Origin of the sequence: Pseudodesulfovibrio alkaliphilus, assembly GCF_009729555.1 — a bacterium.
Taxonomy (GTDB): Bacteria; Desulfobacterota; Desulfovibrionia; order Desulfovibrionales; family Desulfovibrionaceae; genus Pseudodesulfovibrio; species Pseudodesulfovibrio alkaliphilus.
Map to the genome: position 1 here is coordinate 482747 of NZ_WODC01000001.1, position 23531 is coordinate 506277.

Below are 23531 nucleotides of genomic sequence, written 5' to 3' on the forward strand. Positions count from 1 at the left end.
CAACAAAAAACAACAACCGCGTGAACCGGGCCAGGAGGATCAGATAAGATCCTTGTAGTCCATTGCCGAGTCGGCAATGGACTTGAGGGTGAAGTTCAACTCCAGCCGCTCCAGGCTCGCCTCCTCCAGAACGACCTCCACGGACTGGCCGAGCTTGAAGGCCTGTCCGGTTCGCTCGCCCACCAGCATCTCGCGCTTGGGCCAGTAGGTGTAGTAGTCGTCGTCCATGGACGAAAGGCGGACCATGCCCTCGGCCATGACCTCGCGCAGCTCCACATAAAATCCATAGTCGGTGATGTGCGAGATGACGCCGCCGAAGGTGCCGCCCACCTTGTCGCGCATGAAAAGGACCATGACCCGCTTGTGGATCTCGCGCTCCGCGTCCATGGCCGCCCGCTCGCGCCCCGAGAGATGCCCGGCGATGTTGAAGAGCTTCTTGCGGCCCGGTATGGCCGGGGCCGGGCCGTCGGCCGAGGCCAGGGCCGCCTTGACCAGCCTGTGGACCACAAGGTCTGCGTAGCGCCGGATTGGCGAGGTGAAATGGCAGTATTCCGTCGAGGCGAGGCCGAAGTGGCCTTCGTTGTCCGGCGAGTACTTGGCCTGCTTCATGGAGCGCAGGAGCATACGGTTGACCACGTATTCCTTGTCCGTGCCCTTTTGGGAACTGATGAGCCGTTGCAGGGCGGCCGGGGTCATCTCCTTGGGCATGGTCACGCCCGGATCTGTCTGGGCCAGGAGGCGGAACAGGTTCTTGAGCCGTTCCTCGTCGGCCGGGGGATGGATGCGAAAAAGGCAGGGCAGGTCGCGCTCAATGAGAAACCGGGCAACGGCCTCATTGGCCGCGATCATGAACTCTTCGATAAGCTGATGGCCGAAGTGGCGGGTCTTGGGCCTGATGTCGCTGGTGTCGCCGTGCACGTCAAAGAGGATTTCGGCCTCTGGCAGATCAAAGTCGAGGCTCCCGCGCCGAGTGCGCAGAGCGTTGATCTTGCGGGCCAGCTCCACGGCCAGGGTAAGCATGGGCAACACCGGCCCGATGGCCCCGGCCTCGGCGGCATCGCCCTCGAGCACACCGCGTTTGACCTGGCCGTAGGTCAACCGCGCATGGCTTCGGATGACGGCTGGAAACAGTTCGGACTTGCGGGGTGCGCCCTGGTCGTCCATTTCCATGCGGGCCGCCATGACCAGACGGGAAACGCCGGGATTGAGGGAGCACAGGCCGTTGGAGAGCCGCTCCGGGAACATGGGTTCAACGGATTGGGGGAAATAATAGGAATTGCCGCGTTCCAGGGCCTCGCGATCCAGGGGGGTTCCCTCGCCTACATAATGAGCCACGTCGGCGATGGCCACCCACAGCACGTAGCCTTTCCCCTTGCGCTCCACCAGCACCGCGTCGTCGAAATCGCGGGCCGTGGCCCCGTCGATGGTCACGAACGGAAGGGCGGTAAGGTCGCGCCGCCCCTTGATGTCCTTGGCCGCAGGTTCCTGGGGCAGCGCCTCGGCCTGGGTCTGCGCCCCGGACGGGAAGCGCAGCCGGATATTGTGGTTGGATTTGACCAGGGCCTCCTGCACCGGAATGCTCGCCTCGGGGCCGAGGTAGGCGGTGATCTCCCCCTCCCACATGGTCGGGTCGATGCGCTCGCCAGGGGCACACAGGGCGATGTCGCCCGGTCGGACCTCGATGGCCGGATCGGCCAGTCCGGCGATGATGCCGAAGCCGAGGCGCGGGTCCGTGGGCCGACAGAGCCACTCCCCGCCGCGCATGCGCTTGTGTATCTTGACCGGCAGCACCTTGCGGCCGCGCTCCAGCACCCGGACCACGCGGCCCTCGTGATTGCGCTCGCCCTTGTTCTCGCGGACGATGGCGGCCACCACCTTGTCGCCGTGCCAAGCGTCGCCCAGGTCGCGCTGGTTGATGAAGACATCCTTGCGCCGCGAGTCCTCGGGCACCACGAAGCCGAAACCGCCGCGCTGGATTTCAAGCCGCCCGGTGATGCAGTGCATGGCCTCGGCCAGTCCGTAGCCGCGACGGATGCGGATGAGCCTGCCCTGCTCCACCAGCTCGCTCAGCATGTCCTTGACAGCGGCCTTGTCCTTCTTCTTGAGCTTAAGGCGGCGGATAACCTCTGCCCGGGACATGGGTCGACGCACCTCCTTGAAGAGCCTGAGCAATCCCGCCGAAGAGAGCGGCGGCTCAGCCGGGCCCGGGCCGGTCTGCCTGCGTTTATTTTTGGCCATGGTCATCCTCCCTGTCCGCACTTTCTTCCTGGTATGCCGCCATGTCGGCCGCAGTCTGTTCCTCGGCCTCGCGGGCTTCCTCGAGAACATCCTTGCGCCGGAGATTGAAGGCGTCGAACCGGCGGCTCCACCATGTGTTGAAGGGCTTTCCCGACCCCAGGGCGGACGGGCCGAAATCGATGCGCAGGTCAAGCCGCCAGAACTCCTCGGAGCACATGGGGCCGAGCTTCACAGCATCCTTGGGCGTGCACAGGATCGCATCGCAGCCCAGACGACGGGCCGTTGTCTGCATGGCCAGCACATCGGCCTTGGTATAGGCGTGATGATCGCGAAAGACCAGATGCCGCGCCGGGGGGTATCCGAAATATCGCGCCGCAGAACGGCGGACCTGCTCGGGATCACCAACGCCCGTGACCAGGAGATAGGCCCCGCCTCCGAAACCGATCTCAGCATTGCCATGCAGCACATGGGTCACGCCCACTGGCCGCAGCTGGAAGCTGAAGACCGGCTTGCGAAAACGCTCCAAACGCTCGGAGAAAAAAGGAATAAGCCGGGTGAAGTTCTCGGGCGACATCTTGACCAGAAAGGCGTCGGCCCGCTTGAGGGCGGCTATAGGCTCGCGCCAGGACCCGGCAGGAATGACCCGGTTCCACTGCCCGGCCAGATCATCGGGCCGCAACAGCACGAGATCGACATGGCGTTTGACCGCCATGTGCTGGAAGCCGTCGTCAAGGACCACCAGTCCGGGCCGGAAGCGCTCCATGGCCCAGCGTCCGGCGCGAGTGCGGACAGGGTCCACCACCACCTTGGCCTTGCGGTGCATGGTGGCGAGCATCAGCGGCTCATCCCCGGCTTCCTCGGCCAGGGCGCCGGGGGTGACGAGATAGGGGTGGGTCACGGGCTTTGCCTTGTAGCCCCGCGTGAGCAGGAGCGCCTCCAGCCCCCGACTCTCCGCCCAGCCGAGCAGCCACCCGGCGATGGGGGTCTTGCCCGAACCGCCCCAGCCGATGTTGCCCACCGAAACGGTCAGCGCGTCGGCCTCCCAGGCGGCGAGCAGCCCGCGCTGATAGAGCCCGGCCCGCATCCGCATCCCGGCCGAATAGACCCATGAGAGGGGGGCCAGCACCGGGGCCAGGGAGCGTTGGAGCGCATCAATGGAGTGTGACATCGCAAAAAGGGGAGGCTGAAGAGCCTCCCCGTCAGTGCGTTATCTGCGGTCGCCCATGAGCCGCAGGAGCATCAGGAAGAGGTTGTAGAAGTCGAGATAGAGGGTCAGGGCGCCAAGGATGGTGCCGCGCCGGATGGCGGCGGTGTCCCCTGCCGGGACGTTCTCGCCCATGGTCTTGAGCTTCTGGGTGTCGTAGGCGGTGAGGCCGAGGAAGATGATCACGCCGATGACCGAGATGGCAAAGGCCATGGCCGAACTCTGCATGAACATGTTGACCACCATGGCGATGATGATGCCGATCAGGCCCATGAAGAGCAGGCTGCCCCAGCTGGTCAGATCTTTCTTGGTGAGCATTCCGTAAAGCGACATGGCGCCGAACATGCCCGCAGTGGTGACAAAGGTGGAGACCACCGAGGCCGTGGTGTAGGCCATGAGGATCGGGGCCAGGGAAAAGCCGTTGAGGGCGCTGAAGGCCAGGAACAGGCTGGTGGCCGTGGACGGGTTCATGGTCGAGATCTTGAAGCTCAGGAAAAAGACCATGCCAAAGGCCGCGAACAAGGCGATCATCGGCAGCATGGTGGGAGCAAGGGTTCCGGCTTCGGGATTGTAGGAAAAAGCGAGATGGAACAGGGCCGGGACGTTGAGCGTGGCATAGGCCATGAACGCGGTCAGGGCGAGGCCGCCGCTCATCCACCCGTACACGCCGCGCATGAAGGCGTTGACGATTTCCGCTTTCGCCACCTGGCCGGATGCGCTGGGGTACTGATTCATGAATATTCCTCCACAATGTTTTGATGACTGTTTTTTTGGCCGAGACAATGCCAGCAGTGCATTAATTAATCAGCTTTCCCCCCCGAGGCAAGAAAAAGCGGATTCCTGCACAAAAATATTTGACCGCGCACATGAAAAAGGCATTACTGACAAAGCGGAGTAGTCACCCCCGGAGAAGCGCACCATGCCATCACGATACTGCACTGTCGCCAAAGTCGCTGTTGTCGGCCAATCGCCCGTGCTCCTGCCAACTTCCGGCGTGGACAAACCGGAAATCTCGCCGACGGTCATGGATAAATGGCAAAGCCTGACAAACGTGGTAGCCAAGGCAACCGGGGCCGCCGCAGGGCTGGTCATGCGGCTGCATCCCGAAGACATCGAAGTCTGCATCGCCAGCACGGGGCCGGACAACCCCTACAAGCCCGGCGAGCGCGAGCGCCTGGGCCTTGGGCTTTACTGCGAGACCGTGCTTGGCACACGCAATGTCCTGAACATCCCCGACGCCGCTGCCGATCCCCAGTGGCGGGACAATCCCGATGTGCCCCGTGGCATGGTCGCCTACCTGGGCATGCCCATCAAGTGGCCGGACGGCGAACTCTTCGGCACCATCTGCGTGCTGGACAGAAACAAGCGGGAATTCTCGCCCCAGAACATCGATCTGCTGGCCCATCTGCGCATGGCCCTGGAGTCCGACCTGCACCAGCTTTCGGAACGTCATCGGCTCGCCAGGGAAAACCGCGAAAAAGATCTCGCCCTGCGCGAAGCGCATCACCGCATCAAGAACCACCTGCACATGCTCGCCGGGATCATCCAGATGAAAGCGCTTGAACCCCTTCCCGAGCAGGCAGGAGTAAACAGACTGCTCGACGACCTGACCGCCCGCATCCGGGCCATCGCCAGCCTCCACTCCCTCATGGCCGAAACCACGGAAGACCGGATCGAGCTGGGCGACCTGCTGGAGAGGATCGCGGCCACCATCATCGATGCGCTGGCCCAACGCCCCGTAAAGCTGCGCCTGGAGCTTTCGCCCGTCAGGGTCAATCGGCGGGTGTTCTTTCAGGCCGGGTTGCTGGTCAGCGAATTGGTCACCAACGCGCTCAAGCACGCCTTTGCCGAGACCCAGGAACCGGAAATAGCCATTCACCTGGCCGACAGGGATGAGAACACCTTTTCACTGGTGGTGCGCGACAACGGGTGCGGCATGCCCGAAGGGTTCGCGCCCGGAGAGTGCGACTCCATCGGCATGACCCTGATCAGCGATCTGCCCGGCCAGATGGACGGCTCATGCACGTTCCGCTCGGATCACGGCGCGGTCTTCGAATTCGTTCTGGAAAAACGGCCGGGGGAACCTGACCCGCCAATGGTTCCGCCCGAGAGCGGACCACCAAGGGTCCCCTAGGCGCGGGGGTTGAAGGCTTCCGCCTCGCGGATGGAGACCACGGCCGTGCCCACCGGAGCCAGGGTGAGGGCCGCCAGCTTGAGGTGCTGCCAGCCCCACGGGATGCCGATGATGGTCACGAAACAGGCCAGGGCCGAGAGGATGTGCCCCACGCACAGCCACCATCCGGCAAAGACGAACCAGATGATGTTGCCGACAACACCCCAGCCCGAGGTGCCGAGGTCTCTTCGTCCGGTGAGAATGTCGCGCCGGATGAGGGTACGGCCAAACGGCACCAGGGCGAACCCGGCGATGACAAAGGCCGAACGAGCCCAGGGCAGGCCGATGATGGACAGGGCCATCAGGCATCCGGCCAGGAGCCAGCCCAGGGCCATGAACACCCCGCCCATCACGAACCAGATCACGTTACCGAGAAATGAGAGCATGCCGCCTCCTTCTTATCATATTGGAACATGCTGCAACTGACCTTCAAAAATGAATTTCGTAGGCTGTTCAAAAAACTCGAATGCAGCCTTGAGCCGTTGGCGAGTCTTCGAGCCTTACGGATCATGAGAGCAGAGATGTACTTCCTGTACGCGAGGATTTGATTCGCCCCGTCCTGGGGCTCACCCTTTCGGGGCGTCGGCTGGGCCAACGTCCAAATCCGCTGTTCTGCGGATTTGTGACCTTTTTGAAACAACGCAGCAATCGGATCTTTTTCAAAAGCCTGTCAGGCCGTGAAGTCGTTGACCCAGCGAAGGAGGTTGATGCCGACGAGCAGCGCCCCCTCGAGGCGGGTCACGCGCCAGCCGGTGCGCAGCATGACCAGCACCAGCCCGACCATGCCCACCAGCACGATGAGGCCGGACCCAGCCTCGGGCGAGACGGTCAGGGGTTTGATAAGGCAGGTCAGGCCCAGCACTCCGGCGAAGTTGAAGAAGTCCGAGCCGATGAGGTTGCCAAGCAGCATCTCGTTTCTGCCTTTGACCGAGGCGGCAAGGCAGGTGACCAATTCCGGCAGACTGGTGCCCGCGGCCACGATGGTCACCCCGATGACCCAGGAGGAGACCCCGAGATCCGTGGCAATGGCCGTGGCCGCCGAGACCATCAGGTGTCCGCCCGCCGAGATGGCTCCAAAGCCCAGCAGCAGCAGCAGGCCGTCGCGCCAGGAAGCGCTGCGTCCCATGAGCTCGTCAAGCTCGCCTTCTCCCGGCGACTCGCGCCGCATGCCGAGAAAGATCAGGTAGCCCACGAGCAGGGCCACCAGCGCCCCGCCGAAAACCCTCCCCAGTTCGCCCGTGAAGGACATGAGCAGGATGCCGCCCGTGGTTGCCAGGAGCAGCAGTCCGTCGCGGTACACCACTGTCCGGCTGGCCACCAGTGGCCTGATCATGGCCATCAGGCCGAGGATGAAGCCGAGATTGAAGATGTTGGACCCGACCACGTTGGACAGGGAGATGTCGTTGTGTCCCCGAATGGCCGCGTTGAACGTGACCAGAAATTCCGGGGCCGAGGTGCCCATGGCCACGATGGTCAGGCCGATGACCAGCTCGGAGACATTGAACCTGCGGGCGATGAGCGCCGCCGAGGTGACTATCCAGCTTGCCCCGAACCAGAGCAGAGCGGCCGAAGCGCAGAAGGTGGCGAAATCGATGAGCATGAAGGCACCTTACGCCGTGTCCCCGGCGGGTGCAAGGGGGGCTCGCGACGGCCTGGCTGCCCGGTTTTTTTTCCACTCCCCCACGGCTGCGGGCTGGGGCTCGGCCCAAGGCAAAGCGGTGTCACGCGAGGGGGCCACCGCCACGATCTCGCCCCCGGCGCCGCTTTTAACGCCCCGACGCACTACAACGCGCACCGGCTGCCCCGTGGCCTCGAAATGGCGGCGGGCCCGGGTGGCATAGGAGGCGACAAGGGCGGCCGCATCGTGCACGGCTCCGGCATCCCACTCGCCCGCCAGAGGACGGGCCACGGCCAGAGGGCCGGGAAAATCCGCCAGTCTGAAGACATAATCACCAGGAATAACGCACGATTCGAGGGCATCGTTGTCCTCGGCCTTGCGACCAAAGGCAAGCCAGTGACTCCCGGCCCAGAGCTGCCTGCCCGCCCGGGCCAGACGAAAATCGACCGGCTCCGGCTCGGGACGGTGCATAAGCAGTCTGGCGAATCGGGCCGAGCCCTGGACCTCGGTCAGGCAGCAGCCGCCCGCCGGGGTGGGAATCTCGGTAAACCCGTATCGCCCGGCCAGTTCATACTGGGGTTTGCGGCCCCGACCGCGCCAGTCGAGCAATCCGTCGCGGTCCACCAGCCCGGATTCCTCCATGGGCGTGGGCGGCAGATTGCGGGCGCAAAGGGGTCTGAGGAGCAGATCGCGCACCCCGGCCCGCTTGGTGATGACGTTGAGGGCGTCGCTGCGCTGGCTCATGGGCCGCTGGCCGACGACCTCGCCGGAAATCAGGAATTTCGCGCCGTAAGCGGGCAGCAGTGCCGCGGCCCGGCCAAGCATGGTGATCTTGCAGTCGATGCACGGATTGAGCCACTTGCCAAACCCCTGGGACGGGTCGCCAAGGAGCATGGCAACAAACTCGCTGTCGATATCCACTGCCTCCACCTCGATGCCGTAGTGCTCCCGCCAGAAGGGAATCAGATGCGGCTTGCCGAAAAAGGGCGTGGTAAAGTGCAGGCCGAGCACGGCCAGCCCCTGGTCCATGACCGTACGCATGGCCAATATGGAGTCCAGCCCGCCCGAGAGCAGGGCCAGGGCATCGTATTTCCTGTTCATGGATGCGACCCTTATTGGAGAATCGGTCCAAGGTCAAAGGAAGACATGGCACCCGACCGCACCCCGACACGCCCGGTCCGACGAAAACCTAGCGGTAGCGCCGCTCTCGGGGGTTTTCCCGACAGGCATCTGCCTGTTGCCCGCCGGACACGTATCTGGTATCGAAGCGTGTTGCTCATACGTTGCGCCTGAAACCCCCGGAGGAAATTCCCATGGCACGAAAAGCCGTTGATCCCGAAACCCTGCGCAAGGAGGCTCTCGGCACCGCCCTGACCACCATCGAGCGCAAGTTCGGCAAGGGCGCCATCATGCGTCTTGACGACGAGGCCTCCCACACCATCCCGTTCATCCCCACGGGTTCCATCGGCCTGGACATCGCGCTGGGCATAGGCGGCGTGCCGCGGGGCCGCGTCATCGAAATTTACGGCCCGGAGTCCTCGGGCAAGACCACCCTGGCCCTGCATATCGTGGCCGAGGCCCAGAAGCGCGGCGGCAACGCGGCCTTTGTTGACGCCGAGCACGCCCTGGACCCGGGCTATGCCAAACGGCTGGGCGTCAAAACCGACGAACTGCTCATCTCGCAGCCAGACTACGGTGAACAGGCCCTTGAGATCGCCGACCTGCTGGTGCGCTCCGGGGCCATGGACGTGGTGGTCATCGACTCGGTGGCCGCCCTCATTCCCCAGGCCGAGCTTGAGGGGCAGATGGGCGAAACCCAGGTGGGCGGACAGGCGCGGCTCATGTCCCACGCCCTGCGCAAGCTGACCGGCACCATCCACAAGTCCAACTGCGTGGTCATCTTCATCAACCAGATCCGCATGAAGATCGGCATGACCGGCTACGGCAACCCCGAGACCACCTCGGGCGGCAACGCTCTGAAATTCTACGCTTCCTGCCGGCTCGACATCCGCCGCATCCAGACCCTCAAGGACAAGGACGAATCCTACGGCATCCGCGCCCGGATCAAGGTGGTCAAGAACAAGGTCGCCCCGCCCTTCCGCGAGGCGCTGGTGGACGTGCTCTACGGTCAGGGCATCAGCCGCACGGGCGAGCTGATCGACATGGGCGTCGAGCTTGGGATCATCGAAAAATCCGGCTCCTGGTTCGCCTTCGGGGCCGAAAAGCTCGGCCAGGGCAAGGAAAACGTGCGCCAACTCCTTGAAGACAACCCGGACATAGCCGGAGCCATTGAGGAAAAGCTCATGACCCACCTGGGATACCGCGGCGAGCCCGCCTCCGGCAAGCTGGCCGGGGCATCCTCCGCATCCGACGAGGCCGACGACTAGACACCGCCCGTGCCCGGCAACGGCGCCTCGGCCATCCGGTCCGGGGCGCTCTTGTCTGCAACCACCTCTTTCTGGAGACCATTCACAGATGAACGCCGCTGAAATCCGCCGGAAATTTCTGGACTATTTTGAAAGAAACGGCCACGCCGTGGTCGGGTCCTCACCGCTCATCCCCAAGGACGACCCCACCCTGCTCTTCACCAACGCTGGCATGGTTCAGTTCAAGCGTCTCTTTCTGGGCCAGGAGAGACGCGACTACTCCCGGGCCACCACCTCGCAAAAATGTCTGCGCGTTGGCGGCAAGCACAACGACCTGGAGAATGTGGGCCGCACTGCGCGTCATCACACCTTTTTCGAGATGCTCGGCAACTTCTCCTTTGGCGACTATTTCAAGGAAGACGCCATCCGCTACTGCTGGGAGTTTCTGACCGAGGAGCTGAAGCTGCCCAAAGACCGCCTCTACATTACTATATATAATGACGATGACGAGGCCGGGGAATTATGGCAGACGGTGGCGGGCGTACCGGCCGAGCGCATCTACCGGCTGGGCGAGAAGGACAATTTCTGGTCCATGGGCGACACCGGCCCCTGCGGCCCGTGCTCCGAGGTCCACTTCGACCAGGGCGAGCATGTGGGCTGCGGCCCGGAGTGCGGCATCGGCAAGTGCGACTGCGACCGCTACCTCGAAATCTGGAACCTCGTGTTCATGCAGTACGATCAGGCCGAGGACGGCACCCGCACCCCCCTGCCCCGGCCCTCCATTGACACGGGCATGGGCCTTGAGCGCATCGCTGCCGTGTGCCAGGGCGTTGCCTCCAACTACGAAACAGACCTCTTCCAGTCCATCATCAGCTACACCGCCGATCTGGCCGGGGTGAAGTACCGCGAGAACGAGGAGATAGACACCGCGCTCCAGGTCGTTGCCGACCACAGCCGGGCCATCGCCTTCCTCATCCCGGATCAGGTGCTGCCCTCCAACGAAGGGCGGGGCTACATCCTGCGCCGCCTCATCCGCCGCGCCTGCCGCTTTGGCAAGCTCATGGGGCTGACCGACTCCTTTTTGTGGAAGACCGCCAGCCGGGTGGTGGACGACATGGGCGACCACTTCGCCGAATTGCGGGAATCTCGCGACTTCATGATCGAGGTGGTGCGCGGCGAGGAGGAAGGATTCGCCAAGACCCTGGACAAGGGGCTTGAGATGCTCGAAGCCGAGCTGGGTGAACTCAAGGCGTCCAAGGCCGGGCAAGTGCCCGGAGAGACGGCCTTCAAGCTCTACGACACTTACGGATTTCCCATCGACATTGTCCGCGACGTGGCCGAGCGCCACGGCATCGGGGTGGATGAAACAGGCTTCGACGCCCTGATGAAGGAACAAAAATCCCGCTCCAAGGCCGCCTGGAAGGGGTCCGGCGACAAGGACGTGGCCACGGTTTTCCACACCCTGCTCGAACAGGGCGTGACCAGCGAGTTCACCGGCTACGAGGCCATGGCCGACCAGTCCGAAATAACGCATCTGCTCGACGAGACGGGCCAGACTGCCGATACCCTGGAACAAGGCGCCACCGGCTGGGTGGTAACGCGCTCCACCCCCTTCTACGGCGAATCCGGCGGCCAGGTGGGCGACACAGGCGAGATTGCCGCGTCCTCGGGCCGGGGCGGAGTGGTCGACACGGTCAAGCCCTCCCAGTCCCTGACCGCCCACAAGGTGGAGATGGGCCAGGGCCGATTGCGCGTCGGCGACTCCGTGTTTCTGAATGTGGACCGCGCCCAGCGGTTGGCCACCATGCGCAACCACACCGTCACCCACCTTCTCCACTCGGCCCTGCACAAGGTGCTGGGCGAACACGCCAAGCAGGCGGGCTCCCTGGTCGGGCCCAACAGGCTGCGCTTCGACTTCACCCACATCAAGGGGCTGACCGTGGAGGAGATCGCCCGCATCGAGGCCCTGGTCAACCAGAGCATTCTCGATGCGGTTCCGGTCAGCCGCCAGGAGGTCTCCATCGAAGAGGCCCAGGCCAAGGGGGCCACAGCCCTGTTCGGCGAAAAATACGGCGACACGGTCTCGGTCATCGAGGTGCCGGGCGTGTCCATGGAGCTGTGCGGCGGCACCCACCTCGACAACACGGGCCTTGCCGGGCAGTTCGTCATCCTCGGCGAGTCCGGCGTGGCCGCGGGCATCCGGCGTATCGAGGCAGCCACTGGCGGCAATGCCATCGCCTACCTCAACGAGCGCCGCGCTGCCGCCGCCGAGGCGTCGGCCCTGCTCAAGGCACAGCCTACCGACCTGCCCGCCAAGGTCCGCGCCCTGCAGCAGCAGGTCAAGGACATGGCCCGCGAGGTCAGGCAACTGCAAGCCAAGCTGGCCTCGGGCACCGGCCGCGACATGCTGGCCGAGGCCGAGCAGATCGGCGGCGTCACCGTGCTGGCCGCCCGAGTGGAGGCCCCGGACATGAACGTCATGCTCGAACAGATGGACGCCCTGCGCAGCAAGATCGCCTCTGGCATTGTCTGTCTCGTGGCTGCCCATGACGACGGCAAGGTCTCGGTGGCCCTGTCCGTGACCAAGGACCTGCACGGCCGTTTCAAGGCGGGCGATCTGATCAAGTCCGTGGCCGCCGAAGTGGGCGGAGGCGGAGGCGGCCGCCCGGATCTGGCCCGCGCAGGCGGCACCGATGCCTCGGGCATCGACAACGCCCTGGCCAGGATCAAGGCGCTTGTGGCCGGATAGGCGGGGCAAGGCCTCGGCCCGAAGGGACGAAATACTTGCATCAATCGCTTCGGGTGACCAAAGTATGAGAGGCCAGGCAGCCGCGGCGAATTCCCGAGCTGCGAACGGAAGATGCGCGACCCTGATTCCTCCAAACAAACCCCTTGTGGGCGGAAAGGTTTTTGTGTATCTACGTTCTCCCGGTCAGGCTCGGCGGCGCGAGGAACACCCCGTTACACCCCAGTTCCTCCCGCCACGGACAGATCGGACAACCGACTGGAACGACACTCGAATCGGACCGCCGAACCACTCCCGACCGGGCCGAGCGCCCTGTCGGCGCAAGAATGTGGCGGCCTGAAAAATTGGTTGACATGCGGGGGCAAACTCCGTAAATGTCCCCTTCCCAGTTTGCGCAAGGAGCATTCATCATGAAGACATATAGCCCCAAGCCGGAAGACGCGAACCGCGAATGGTACGTGGTCGACGCCACGGACAAGATCCTTGGCCGTCTGGCCACCGAGATCACCAATCGCCTGCGCGGAAAGCACAAGCCCGAGTTCGCCCCCCACATGGACATGGGCGACTTCATTGTCGTGGTCAACGCCGACAAAATCCGGGTCACCGGCCAGAAGCTCGACAAGAAAATGTATTACAAGCATTCCAACCATCCCGGCGGGCTCAAGGAAAAGACCCTGCGCGAGATGCTGGACAAAAAGCCCGAAAACGTCATCACCGCCGCGGTCAAGGGCATGCTGCCCAAGAACCGGCTGGCCGCCCAGCTGCTCAAGAAGCTGAAGGTCTACGCAGGTCCCGAGCATCCGCACGCGGCCCAGGCTCCCAAAACTCTGGATTTCTAATCGGGGATAATCATGAGCGATTTCACATACAGCACCGGCAAGAGAAAGAACGCCATCTCCCGCACCCGCATCTACGCCGGGACCGGGCAGATCACCGTTAACGGCCGTCCCTTCGAGGACTACTTTCCCCGCAAGACCCTGCAGATGATCGTCCAGCAGCCGCTCAAGCTCGTGCGTATGCTCGACAAGTACGACATCAAGGCAAACTGCTCCGGCGGCGGCGTCACCGGCCAGGCCGAAGCCCTGCGCCACGGCATCTCCCGCGCCCTGTGCGAGATCAACCCAGAGCTTCGCTCCGTGCTCAAGCCCGCCGGTCTGCTGACCCGCGACGCCCGCAAGAAGGAGCGCAAGAAGTACGGTCTGCGTAGCGCCCGCGCCAGCTTCCAGTACTCCAAGCGTTAAGCCGCCTGCCAGGATTATCCGGTTCATTCGGGCCGACACCGCGTCGCGGTGTCGGCCTTTCTCGCGCAATCCGACCTGCCAGGGACAGGCCGGGGCAACCAGCGGCCCGCCACCCATTCACTCCTTGCCCTGCCTCGACCTTTTCCCGTATACCCTTGGCATGGCTTCCAAGAACAAACCCCAGCCCCACATGCTCTTCGCCACCCCCGAGGGCGAGATATACGACCACCCCGAACTGCTCATGCTCTGCCGCCGGGGCAACGAGTTCGGCCTGCCCCGGCCCGATGAAATCACGCCTCTGCCCGAGGAATCCGAATTCTTCATGCTCCCCGGCCGCCATGCCATGGGCTACGACCCGGAAAGCGGACAAACCGAGGTCATGGAGGAGCTGGCCGTGGCCGCCTTCGCCTGCCCCGGGAACACGGTCACAGGCATCAGCGCCTACGAAACCGACGAGGGCGCCCCTCTGCTGCCCCTGCTCTCCTACGCTGCCATAGGTTACGCCAACGGCAGGTTCTGGGTCTGCGCCAAACAGGTGGACGAGGACAAGCGCCAGGTCTTTTCCCACATCCCGCCGGACCGCATTGAGGCGGGTGCGCACACGCTGATCAACGAGATGCCCGGCAACCGTCTCGTCAACCATCTTGCCGGATGCGCCCTGACCAGCGGTTGTCCGGCAGCAAAAAACCTGGCTCTGGGCCGGTTCGAATGTCCCCTGCCCACCTCGCGCACCTGCAATGCCCGGTGCGTGGGCTGCATCTCGCATCAACCCGAAGACTCAGGCTTTCCCTCCCCCCAGTGCCGTATAGCCTTCACCCCCACCGTGGAGGAAATCGTCCAGATCATGCGCCGCCATGAATCACGCGAGCGCAGGCCCATCTTCTCTTTCGGCCAGGGCTGCGAGGGCGAACCGCTGCTGGAGGCGGAGCTCATCTGCGAAGCGGTCAGGGCTTATCGGGCCGACGGTGGAACCGGCACGGTCAACGTCAACACCAACGCTTCCAGGCCCCAGGTCATGCCCGCCCTCAAGGTGGCCGGCGTCAACGCCATCCGGGTCAGCCTCAACTCGGCCCGCCCCGGCCCCTACGAAGCTTACTACCGGCCCGCGGGCTACACTTTCGATGATGTGCGCGAGGCCATGATCAAGGCCCACGAGGTGGGGCTCTTTGTCTCCCTGAACCTGCTTTTCTTCCCGGGCGTCACCGATACCGAGGAGGAACTGGAGGCGCTCATCGAGCTTGGCGAGACCAGCCGGTTCGACTTTGTCCAACTGCGTAATCTCAACCTCGACCCCGAGCTTTACCTGCGCCTCATCGCTCCTTTCGGCCACTCCCCCTGTATGGGCTTCATCAACTTCCGCAAGCGGCTCAAAAAGGGGCTGCCGTGGATCAACTACGGGTATTTCAACCCGTATCTCCCCTGAGCCGGAGCCAGCCATGTCGGTGATCATCAGAAAGAGCCTGCTGGAACTCGTCTTCTCAGGCGCTTTCATGAAGCGCTGGAACGACAAGCTGCGGCCCATGGAGCTGGTGGAGGTGGACAAACAGGCCCACAAGATGATCGTGGCCTGGCTCCTGTTCCTGCTCAACTCCAAGTCCATGGATGTGGCCCGCAAGCGGGCCCTTGGCGAGTCCATCATCGAGGGGGGCATTTTCGACTATCTCTACCGGCTCGTGATTACGGATATCAAGCCCCCGGTCTTTTATCGCATCAAGGAAAACCCGGTCCACTACCGCACCCTGACCGACTGGGTGCTCGCCGAGCTCCGCCCCCGTATCATGCCCCTGGGCGACGAATTCATGCGCCGCATGACCGACTACCTCATGCGGCCGGAAGACACCGGGCTGGCCCGGCGCATTCTCCACGCCGCCCACCTCTACGCCAGCTATTCGGAGTTCAAGCTGCTCAAATCCATCAACAGGATGGACCATGAACTGCTGGAAATCGAACAGAGCTTCATCGAGCGCCTGGGCGAAATGCGCGATCTGGCTGGAGTTGCCGAACTGCTCGACGAAGAAAGCAACGTGCTCGGCCGCTTTGCGCGCATGTGCGGCAGACTGCGCTTTCAAAAACGCTGGTCCCAGACCCCGCGTGTGCCCGAGACCTCGGTCCTTGGGCATCTGTTCATTGTGGCAACCTTTTCCTGGTTCTTCAGCATGGAGGTGGGTGCCTGCCGCGCCCGCGCCCAGAACAACTTTTTTGCCGGACTCTTCCACGACCTGCCCGAACTGCTCACACGCGACATCATCTCGCCGGTCAAAGGCTCTTCCAGTGACATCGCGTCCCTGATCCACGAATACGAAAACCTCGAACTCACGCGGGTGGTGCTCGCCCCCCTGCGCGAGGGAGGCTACGACGAGGTGGCGCAGCGGCTGGAATACCTGCTGGGCAAGGCCGTAGGCAGCGAGTTCAAGGGAACCATCCGCCGCGACGGCATGGTCCTTGAGGCCAGCGACGACAAGCTGGCTGGCGAATGGAACATCGACTCCCTTGACCCCAAGGACGGCCCCCTGCTCAAGGTATGCGACTCTCTGGCCGCCTTTATCGAGGCCCATACCGCGCTGAAGAACGGCATCTCCTCGGGCCAGTTGCACCATGCCCTGTATCGCATCCGCATGCGCTTCAACGAAACCCCGGTGGTGGCAGGAGTGCAGATCAGCGCCCTGCTGGCCGACTTCGATTAACCCGCTGGCTGAAGAATCGCTGCTTGCGGACGGTTCTTTTCTCCTCTCTTCGATCACTCAAGGCGTCGATGCAAGAGAGAGGTGCGCTTTCGGATCAAAACCAAAAGCCAACAACCGCTTTTTGGCTGTGATCGACACTTCCGCGCCGCGCCGTCCATTGCCTCTGCGTCGCAAGTTAAGTGCAAAAAGTGTCACCAACCCGGACAGGAAGCAGATTCAAAGCCACCGCAGCCCCATCTGGCCCGGCGGTTTCCCGGTCTGCGTTTCCCCCTGCCATCCCGCCGCCTCTGGCCAAGCTGGGGCACGCTGTTTTCTCTGGCTGCTCTCCACTGGGCGCAGCAAAAGAAAGTACCTGGTCAGGGAGTTATGAAAGCCTGGGGAAGCGAAGGCGACGGCATTTTGCCTTTCTCTTCCTTGCGCTGCCGCCCGCAACGGCGTATACGGAATCCGGGTTGTTCACACGCCGCAGACATTCACCCCTTGGCCGCGGGCACGGCGATAGGGCGAACCGGCGCAACACCGGGGCAAAAATCACATGCACATATCCGAAGGCGTCCTGGCGGCTCCGGTGCTGCTCGGCGGAGCCGTCCTGACCGTGATTGGCACGGCCATCGGGCTGAAAAAAACGGATAACGACCGCATCATGACCGTGGCCATCCTCTCTGCCGCCTTTTTCATCGCCTCCCTGATCCACGTGCCCATCGGCCCTGCCAGCGCCCACCTGATCCTCAACGGCCTGCTTGGGGTCATGCTCGGCTGGGCTGCCTTTCCCTCCATCCTCGTTGCCCTGCTGCTCCAGGCCGTGCTCTTCCAATACGGCGGCCTGACCACGCTGGGAATCAACACCTTCAACATGGCCGCCCCGGCCGTGCTTTGCTTCCTCGTGTTCCGCCCCTTGCTGGCCCGCGCCGCAAGCTGGCGCTTTGCCGGGGCCTTTGTCTGCGGATTCCTGGCCGTGCTCTTGAGCGCCCTGCTCACCGCCGCCTCCCTGGCCCTCTCGGGCGACGCCTTCACCCACGCGGCAACGGCTCTGTTTGCCGCCCATGTGCCGGTCATGGTGGCAGAAGGGGTTATCACCGGATTCGCATACACCTTTCTGGCTCAGGTCAAGCCCGAGGCCCTGGCCTCACCCATCAAATGACGGAGACCATCATGCCCCGCCAAGCTCTCGCCATCTACCTGGCTCTGACCGCCCTGCTGTGCCTTGCCACACCCGGACACGCCCACAGGGTCAAGCTCTTTGCCTATGTTGACGGCGACACCATTGTCACCGAAAGCGGTTACAGCCGCAGCAGCCGGGTCAACCAGGGCACCATAGAGGTCTTTGACGCGGCCACTGGCGCACTCCTGCTCACCGGCATCACGGACGAGGCGGGCAGCTTCGCCTTTGCCGTGCCCGAACCGGCGCGGGGCGGAGCCATGGCCCTGCGCCTCAAGCTCTCGGCAGGCGAGGGGCATCAGGCTGAATGGACCCTCTCCGCCGACGAACTGGCGGCCACCGGCCAGCCTCCGGCATCTGAAGCCAAGCCAACCCCCGCGGCCGAAGCTGAGGCCGTTGTCCAGCCCACCCCGGAAAATCAGACGCCCGCCATGCCAGCCGCTTCCCAAAGCCCCCAGAACGAAGCCCAAATGGAAGCCATGATCCGCAGAGAGCTGGCCCCGATCAAACACATGCTGGCCGAACTGAGCCAGACAGGGCCGGGCATGACCGAAATAGCGGGCGGCATCGGCTACATCGTCGGCATCTTCGGCATCCTCGCCTATGTGAAGAGCCGGGCTAGATCCAAAGACCGCGGTTGAATCTTCCCGCCCCGGCCGCCCTGCCTCCCGGCGCTGCACCTGCCGTTGTCCTGGCCCGGATTTTGTGCTAATTCCCCTTCAGGTAAAGACCTGTTTAGTTTCCATCCTTTAATTCCAAGCAGATGGGGAAAGGTCTTTTCCGACTTATTCGGGTAACAATGAACAACGCAGCGCAGCAGCAACCAATCAGGGGAACCATGCGACTCACCACGCGCAGCCGATACGGCACCAGGATGGCTCTGGACATCGCCCAGCATTGCGGGACTGGCCCGGTCAGAATACAGGACATTGCCGAACGCCAGGGAGTTTCTACCAAATACCTTGAAAAACTCATCAAAAAGCTCAAGGATGCAGGCTTCATCAAAAGCAAGCGCGGCCCCAAGGGTGGTCACACTCTGGCCTGTCCGGCTTCGGAAATCCTCCTGGGCGAGCTGGTACGCATCCTTGAGGGAGACGACTCCCTGGTGGAGTGCCGCACGGGCAAGGTCGACTGCCTGCGGCGCGAGGTGTGCCTGACCAGCCGTCTGTGGGTGGAGGCGGCCGAGGCCATGTATCAGCGCCTCAATTCCTTCACCCTGGCAGACATGCTGGCCGATGCCGAGCAGTGCTCCAAACCCGAAGCCCCACCCATGCTCATGGACTGACCTTCCTTCCGCCCCCTTGATCAAACGCTTGTTTCATTCGCGACAACCGTGTAATGAAAGCATGACAGCATACCTTGGAGGCATGATGTTCCGCTTTCTGCGCGACCCCATGAACGGGCTGACTCACTGCATCGCGGCGGCCTTGGCCGTGGCCGGGACCGTAGCGCTCATTCTGCGGGCGGTCGATCCGGTAATGCCCTGGCATCTGGTGGGATTTTCCGTCTTCGGCGGCGGTCTTGTGCTGCTCTATACGGCGAGCACTCTCTACCACTGGCTCCCCCTTGGCGAACGAGGCGTACGGGTTCTGCGCCGGGTGGACCATGCCATGATCTTCGTCTGCATTGCGGCCACCTACACGCCCATCTGCCTGATTCCGCTACGCGGCCCCTGGGGCTGGTCCATCCTCGGGATCATCTGGGGCATCGCCCTTGGCGGCATCCTGCTCAAGATGTTCTGGCTCTCGGCCCCACGCAGGCTCTCCACGGCCATCTATCTCGGCATGGGCTGGATCGCCCTGGCCGGCATCTACCCCCTGGCCATGAACCTGCCCGCAGCCGGACTGGCCTGGCTGGTGGCCGGCGGCCTTGTCTACACCATCGGGGCGGTGATCTACGCCCTCAAACGGCCGAACCCCTTCCCCGGCCTCCTCGGATTCCACGAAATTTTCCACCTCTTCGTCATCGGCGGCAGCACCTGCCATTTCATCCTCATGTACCGTTTCATCTGACCTGTAAAAGGCAAAAAAGCCGACACGATGCTCGTGTCGGCCTTTTTACCTTCTGGTCGGGGCGGAGAGATTTGAACTCCCGGCATCCTGCTCCCAAAGCAGGCGCGCTACCAGACTGCGCCACGCCCCGATGTCCTGCTCCCTTGGCAGGGATGACTCTCTACTGGAAAAATGGCGCCTTGGCAAGCGAGCCTACCCCATGCCCACTCCAGCCAGGGGCGTTCCGCAGCGCAGGCAGCGCCCCCCTGAGAGGCCTGTGACCACAGGCGAGAACCCGACGCGGTCGACAAGCGTGGCCCCACAGCCCGAGCATTGCGTCCGCTGACGCCTGGAGCCCGGCAGGTTGCCGATGTACACATACTTGAGCCCCTTGTCCCGGCCCATGGCCCACGCCGCCTCCAGCGCCTCGGCCCCGGTGACGGACGTGTTGTTCATGCGATAGTCCGGGTGAAAGCGCGAGATATGCCACGGCGTGTCCTCGCCCAGTTCGTCCACCAGAAAATCCGTAAGCCGGTCCAATTCTTCAGGCGAATCGTTCTTGCCCGGAACAAGCAGGGTGGTCACCTCCAGCCACCAACCGAGATCGTGGCGGATTCGCACCAGATTTTCGAGCACTGGCTTGAGCCGCGCCCCGCATATATCGCGGTAAAAGTCGTCATTGAAGCTCTTGAGGTCCACGTTGGCAGCGTCGATGAGGGAGGCGAGTTCATCGAGACACTCGGGGCTCATGAACCCGTTGCTGACCATGATGTTTGCCAAGCCCTGCTCTGCGGCCAGCCGGGCGGTGTCCTGCATGACCTCGAAAAAAATGGTGGGTTCGGAATAGGTGTAGGAGATGCTCTCGGCCTTGAGCTTGACGGCCTCCTCCACCAGATCGCCTGGGGTCATGGCCCGGCCGGCGACACGCCCCCCCTCGCGCTGAGGCTGCGAGAGCGACCAGTTCTGACAGAAGGCGCAGCTGAAGTTGCAGCCAGCCGTGGCAAAAGAATAGGTGCGGCTGCCGGGATGGAAATGATAGAGCGGCTTTTTCTCTACCGGATCAAGGTTGATGGCCGCTATTTTGCCGTAATTGAGGGCCATGAGCGTCCCCTCACGATTTTCGCGCACGCCGCATTGGCCTCGCTCGCCCTCACCGACAACACAAAAATGATTGCACAAACGACACTGGACCGTGTCGCCTCTCAGCCGCCTCCAGAGCCGTGCCTCGTGCATGGTTCACCTCCCGGGCATTGAGCATGCCACAAGCCGCAGCCGCCGTCACCGTCCCTGGGGAGAAAAGCTACCAGTTGCGCTCCTCGGTGGTGGTGGTCCTGGTCTCGGAATCGGTGGCGCTGTCGTAGGTGGTGGTTGAGCGCGTGGACGAGGATGTTCCCGAGGCGGGCCACTTGGTTTCCGGGTTCACGGTGATGATGACCTTGTCGTACCAGTCCACCTCCTCGGGCTTGGGACGCGGCTTGACCTTGATGGTCGAGTCCCCCGCCCCGTTGGTGCCGAACGTGGCGGTTGCCGTCTCCGCGCTCTGTTCTGTGCCAAAGGTGTTGTTGCGGCGGTCCCTGGCCGTGTCCTTGTTGATGAACTTGGACTCGGCAGCCACCTGGGAGAGCGTCAAAAACACAACGGCCGCAGCCACGACAAGTATCCTGCATAATCGGCGCATGGTTCCTCCGGGTTTTGGGCGAACCGCTCTTAGTGCTGCATACGACCGGCCCGCAAAAATGGCAAATGCAAATCGCGGGCCGGAAGCACCGCGCAGATGCCCCTTGAACTTGGCCGGACAAACCCCTATAACCCGAGGAATCCCCAGCCCTAACCGGGAAGAGATTACAATCCTTCGCGCAGGCTCTTCAAAACGATCCAATGACAGGGCGCTGGAAAAGCACAGGGCCGTAGTGCGCCCGCCGTGCGCAAGGGGTTGGAATTTTTATAGCAACGCAGCAATCGGACGTTTTTCTACAGCTTGCCAAGGAGCAGCACATGAGCGAAAGCGCCAGACGGTCCCAGGCATACACTGCCGCAGGGGTGGACATTGAGGCGGGCAACCGATTCATCGGCCGCATCAAGGATATGGTCAAATCCACCTTCACGCCCGGCGTGGCCATGGACATAGGCGGGTTCGGCGGACTGTTCAAGCCCGACCTCAGCGGAATGCAGGCGCCCATGCTGGTGGCCGGGGCCGACGGCGTGGGCACAAAGCTCAAGCTTGCCTTCCTCTTTGACCTGCATGACACCGTGGGCATCGATCTGGTGGCCATGTCGGTCAACGATGTGCTGGTCCAGGGCGCGGCTCCCCTTTTCTTCCTCGACTACTTTGCCACCGGCAAGCTGGAATCTGGCGTGGCCGAGCAGGTGGTGGCGGGGGTGTGCGAGGGCTGTCGCCAGTCCGACTGCGCCCTGCTGGGCGGCGAAACGGCCGAGATGCCCGGCTTTTATCCTGACGGCGAGTACGATCTCTCGGGCTTTGCCGTTGGCCTCGTGGACACTCCGCGCCTGGTCACCGGCAAGTCCGTGGCACCCGGCGACATACTGATCGGGCTCGCCTCCTCGGGGGCGCACTCCAACGGCTACTCCCTCATCCGCAAGCTCCTCGACCAGTCCGGCCTGCGCCCCGACCAGCCCTTTCCCGGCTCCAAGCGGACGGTGGCGCAAGTGCTTATTGCGCCGACCAAAATCTACGTGCGTCCGGTGCTCGACCTGCTGCGCAGCATTGAGGTCAAGGGCATGGTCCATGTCACGGGCGGCGGCTTCTACGACAACGTGCCCAGGGTGCTGCCCGAGACCGTCTCGGCCCGCGTGGAGTTCGGCTCCTGGCCCATGCCCCCCGTCTTTGACTGGCTCAAGACCGAGGGCCGTCTCTCCTGGCCGGAAATGCTTCAGATATTCAACTGCGGCATCGGCTACATTCTCATCTGCTCCCCGGATCATGCGGAGAAAGCCATGGAACTGCTCGACGCCCGCGACGATGTGGACGCCTACCGCATCGGCGAGATCACTGAACGCGACCCGGCACGCGAGCAGGTGGAAGTAGTCTTTCCATAGCCGCGGCACAGCCCTATTCACTCCGAGCGTGGTCGCGACTCTCCCGGAGCAGGGAACCAGACCGTCGAAATCCTCGACAGTCTGCCAATCGACCAAGAATGAGGCAAGAGCGATGACCAGCCCGCCACTTCTGACGCTTATCATACCCGTATACAACGAAAAGGAAGTTATTCCTGTTTTCCTGAGAGAGACCGCCTCAATAGTCGATAGCATGAAGAATATCGACGTTGAATTCTTATTCATCAATGACGGAAGCACTGATGGCAGCTTGGCGACCCTTCTTGATTTAAAACAAACATACGAGAATATCAGAATCATCGACTTGAGCCGGAACTTTGGGAAAGAGGCGGCCCTTTCAGCCGGACTGCACCATGCAAGAGGAGAAATTGCCATTCCCATCGACGTTGACCTGCAAGATCCTCCAGAGCTGATCCCCGTCATGGTAGACAAATGGCGCGAAGGATATGACGTAGTACACGCCCGCCGCATAGACAGATCATCAGATTCCATTGCAAAGAGACTCACGGCAAAGTGGTTCTATCGGGTCCACAATGCAACTTCGGACATTTCAATTCCCCAAAATGTTGGCGACTATCGCCTGCTGTCAAGGCCGGTGATAGATGCCATCAACAGCCTGTCAGAAACGCAAAGATTCATGAAAGGCATCTATTCATGGGTTGGATTCAAAAGCACGGTGGTTGACTACACCCGCCAAAAACGGGCTGCCGGGAAATCAAAATTCAATGGCTGGAAGCTATGGAACTATGCACTGGAAGGCATCACAAGCTTTGGCACTGTGCCTTTGCGGATATGGACATACATCGGCTCAATAGTCGCTCTTATAGCATTCATGCTTTCCATCAAAGTGCTTGTACAAGTCCTGATCTTTGGCATTGATGTCCCAGGATACGCCTCATTGCTGATTGCCGTATGCCTGATCGGTGGATTGCAACTGATCGGCATAGGCGTGTTGGGCGAGTATGTAGGCCGCACTTACATCGAATCAAAAAACAGGCCTGTTTTTATTATTCGGAATATAATCGAATAACGGGGT

21 protein-coding genes and 1 tRNA gene are annotated in these 23531 nt (G+C 62.6%); 13 read left to right on the forward strand and 9 right to left on the reverse strand.

The annotated features are described in order from the left end of the window. Positions 1 to 39 precede the first annotated feature (39 nt). Genes rnr through GKC30_RS02340 form a run of 3 tightly spaced genes read right to left on the reverse strand, consistent with a single transcriptional unit; the run spans position 40 to position 4177 of the window. The gene (gene rnr, locus GKC30_RS02330; protein WP_155932086.1) at positions 40 to 2238 is read right to left on the reverse strand and encodes a ribonuclease R; all 2199 of its coding nucleotides are present in this window, start codon (positions 2236 to 2238) and stop codon (positions 40 to 42) included. Beyond that, complete coding sequence (gene lpxK / locus GKC30_RS02335; protein ID WP_155932087.1) at positions 2225 to 3406, reverse strand: tetraacyldisaccharide 4'-kinase; 1182 nt, start codon at positions 3404 to 3406, stop codon at positions 2225 to 2227. The genes rnr and lpxK overlap by 14 nt, the downstream gene beginning before the upstream one ends. Before the next feature lie 39 nt (positions 3407 to 3445). Further along, positions 3446 to 4177 carry a Bax inhibitor-1/YccA family protein gene (locus GKC30_RS02340; protein WP_155932088.1) on the reverse strand — a complete coding sequence of 244 codons (732 nt, stop codon included), beginning with the start codon at positions 4175 to 4177 and terminating at the stop codon, positions 3446 to 3448. Positions 4178 to 4361: 184 nt separating this feature from the next. On the opposite strand from GKC30_RS02340, the gene GKC30_RS02350 reads away from it, so the two are divergent. Further along, positions 4362 to 5576, forward strand: coding sequence for a GAF domain-containing protein (locus tag GKC30_RS02350; RefSeq protein ID WP_155932090.1), 1215 nt, complete (start codon positions 4362 to 4364; stop codon positions 5574 to 5576). On the opposite strand, the gene GKC30_RS02355 is transcribed toward GKC30_RS02350, so the two are convergent. From GKC30_RS02355 to GKC30_RS02365, 3 genes are all read right to left on the reverse strand, one after another. Next, positions 5573 to 6001, reverse strand: coding sequence for a YccF domain-containing protein (locus GKC30_RS02355; RefSeq protein ID WP_155932091.1), 429 nt, complete (start codon positions 5999 to 6001; stop codon positions 5573 to 5575). The genes GKC30_RS02350 and GKC30_RS02355 overlap by 4 nt on opposite strands. 284 nt (positions 6002 to 6285) lie before the next feature. Continuing rightward, positions 6286 to 7215, reverse strand: a complete 930-nt coding sequence (locus GKC30_RS02360) for a calcium/sodium antiporter (protein ID WP_155932092.1) — start codon at positions 7213 to 7215, stop codon at positions 6286 to 6288. A 9-nt stretch (positions 7216 to 7224) separates the two neighbouring features. After that, complete coding sequence (locus GKC30_RS02365) at positions 7225 to 8334, reverse strand: tRNA(5-methylaminomethyl-2-thiouridylate) methyltransferase (protein ID WP_155932093.1); 1110 nt, start codon at positions 8332 to 8334, stop codon at positions 7225 to 7227. A gap of 212 nt (positions 8335 to 8546) precedes the next feature. Between GKC30_RS02365 and recA the strand changes: the two genes are divergently transcribed. The 10 genes from recA to trhA all read left to right on the forward strand — a co-directional run bounded on the left by recA (position 8547) and on the right by trhA (position 19441). Further along, complete coding sequence (gene recA, locus GKC30_RS02370; RefSeq protein WP_155932094.1) at positions 8547 to 9620, forward strand: recombinase RecA; 1074 nt, start codon at positions 8547 to 8549, stop codon at positions 9618 to 9620. 88 nt (positions 9621 to 9708) lie between these two features. After that, positions 9709 to 12348: an alanine--tRNA ligase gene (gene alaS / locus GKC30_RS02375; RefSeq protein WP_155932095.1), complete on the forward strand. Its 2640-nt coding sequence runs from the start codon at positions 9709 to 9711 to the stop codon at positions 12346 to 12348. 407 nt (positions 12349 to 12755) lie between these two features. Next, entirely contained in the window at positions 12756 to 13184 is a 429-nt protein-coding gene (gene rplM, locus GKC30_RS02380; RefSeq protein ID WP_155932096.1) for a 50S ribosomal protein L13, read from the forward strand. A gap of 12 nt (positions 13185 to 13196) precedes the next feature. After that, entirely contained in the window at positions 13197 to 13586 is a 390-nt protein-coding gene (rpsI, locus tag GKC30_RS02385; protein WP_155932097.1) for a 30S ribosomal protein S9, read from the forward strand. 160 nt (positions 13587 to 13746) lie between these two features. Next, a complete protein-coding gene (locus GKC30_RS02390; RefSeq protein WP_155932098.1) occupies positions 13747 to 15009 on the forward strand; it encodes a radical SAM family protein in 1263 nt (420 codons plus the stop codon). Between the two features lie 13 nt (positions 15010 to 15022). After that, the gene (locus GKC30_RS02395) at positions 15023 to 16270 is read left to right on the forward strand and encodes an HD domain-containing protein (protein WP_155932099.1); all 1248 of its coding nucleotides are present in this window, start codon (positions 15023 to 15025) and stop codon (positions 16268 to 16270) included. A gap of 535 nt (positions 16271 to 16805) precedes the next feature. Further along, the gene (gene cbiM / locus GKC30_RS02400) at positions 16806 to 17411 is read left to right on the forward strand and encodes a cobalt transporter CbiM (protein ID WP_155932100.1); all 606 of its coding nucleotides are present in this window, start codon (positions 16806 to 16808) and stop codon (positions 17409 to 17411) included. 11 nt (positions 17412 to 17422) lie between these two features. Further along, a complete protein-coding gene (locus GKC30_RS02405) occupies positions 17423 to 18070 on the forward strand; it encodes a NikL family nickel/cobalt ECF transporter subunit (protein ID WP_155932101.1) in 648 nt (215 codons plus the stop codon). Between the two features lie 197 nt (positions 18071 to 18267). Continuing rightward, complete coding sequence (locus GKC30_RS02410) at positions 18268 to 18714, forward strand: RrF2 family transcriptional regulator (protein ID WP_155932102.1); 447 nt, start codon at positions 18268 to 18270, stop codon at positions 18712 to 18714. An 85-nt stretch (positions 18715 to 18799) separates the two neighbouring features. Further along, positions 18800 to 19441, forward strand: a complete 642-nt coding sequence (gene trhA, locus GKC30_RS02415; RefSeq protein ID WP_155932375.1) for a PAQR family membrane homeostasis protein TrhA — start codon at positions 18800 to 18802, stop codon at positions 19439 to 19441. Between the two features lie 53 nt (positions 19442 to 19494). Here the strand turns inward: trhA and GKC30_RS02420 are convergent. The 3 genes from GKC30_RS02420 to GKC30_RS02430 form a co-directional block, all read right to left on the reverse strand. Continuing rightward, positions 19495 to 19571, reverse strand: a tRNA-Pro gene (locus GKC30_RS02420). A gap of 62 nt (positions 19572 to 19633) precedes the next feature. Next, a complete protein-coding gene (amrS, locus tag GKC30_RS02425) occupies positions 19634 to 20653 on the reverse strand; it encodes an AmmeMemoRadiSam system radical SAM enzyme (protein WP_155932103.1) in 1020 nt (339 codons plus the stop codon). 67 nt (positions 20654 to 20720) lie between these two features. Further along, positions 20721 to 21098 (reverse strand): hypothetical protein, encoded by a 378-nt coding sequence (locus GKC30_RS02430; protein ID WP_155932104.1) that lies wholly within the window; start codon positions 21096 to 21098, stop codon positions 20721 to 20723. A 317-nt stretch (positions 21099 to 21415) separates the two neighbouring features. Here GKC30_RS02430 and purM point away from each other — a divergent pair, with 317 nt between their 5' ends. Then, the gene (purM, locus tag GKC30_RS02435; RefSeq protein ID WP_155932105.1) at positions 21416 to 22477 is read left to right on the forward strand and encodes a phosphoribosylformylglycinamidine cyclo-ligase; all 1062 of its coding nucleotides are present in this window, start codon (positions 21416 to 21418) and stop codon (positions 22475 to 22477) included. A gap of 112 nt (positions 22478 to 22589) precedes the next feature. Continuing rightward, positions 22590 to 23525 carry a glycosyltransferase family 2 protein gene (locus GKC30_RS02440; RefSeq protein ID WP_155932106.1) on the forward strand — a complete coding sequence of 312 codons (936 nt, stop codon included), beginning with the start codon at positions 22590 to 22592 and terminating at the stop codon, positions 23523 to 23525. The last annotated feature ends 6 nt before the right edge of the window (positions 23526 to 23531 follow it).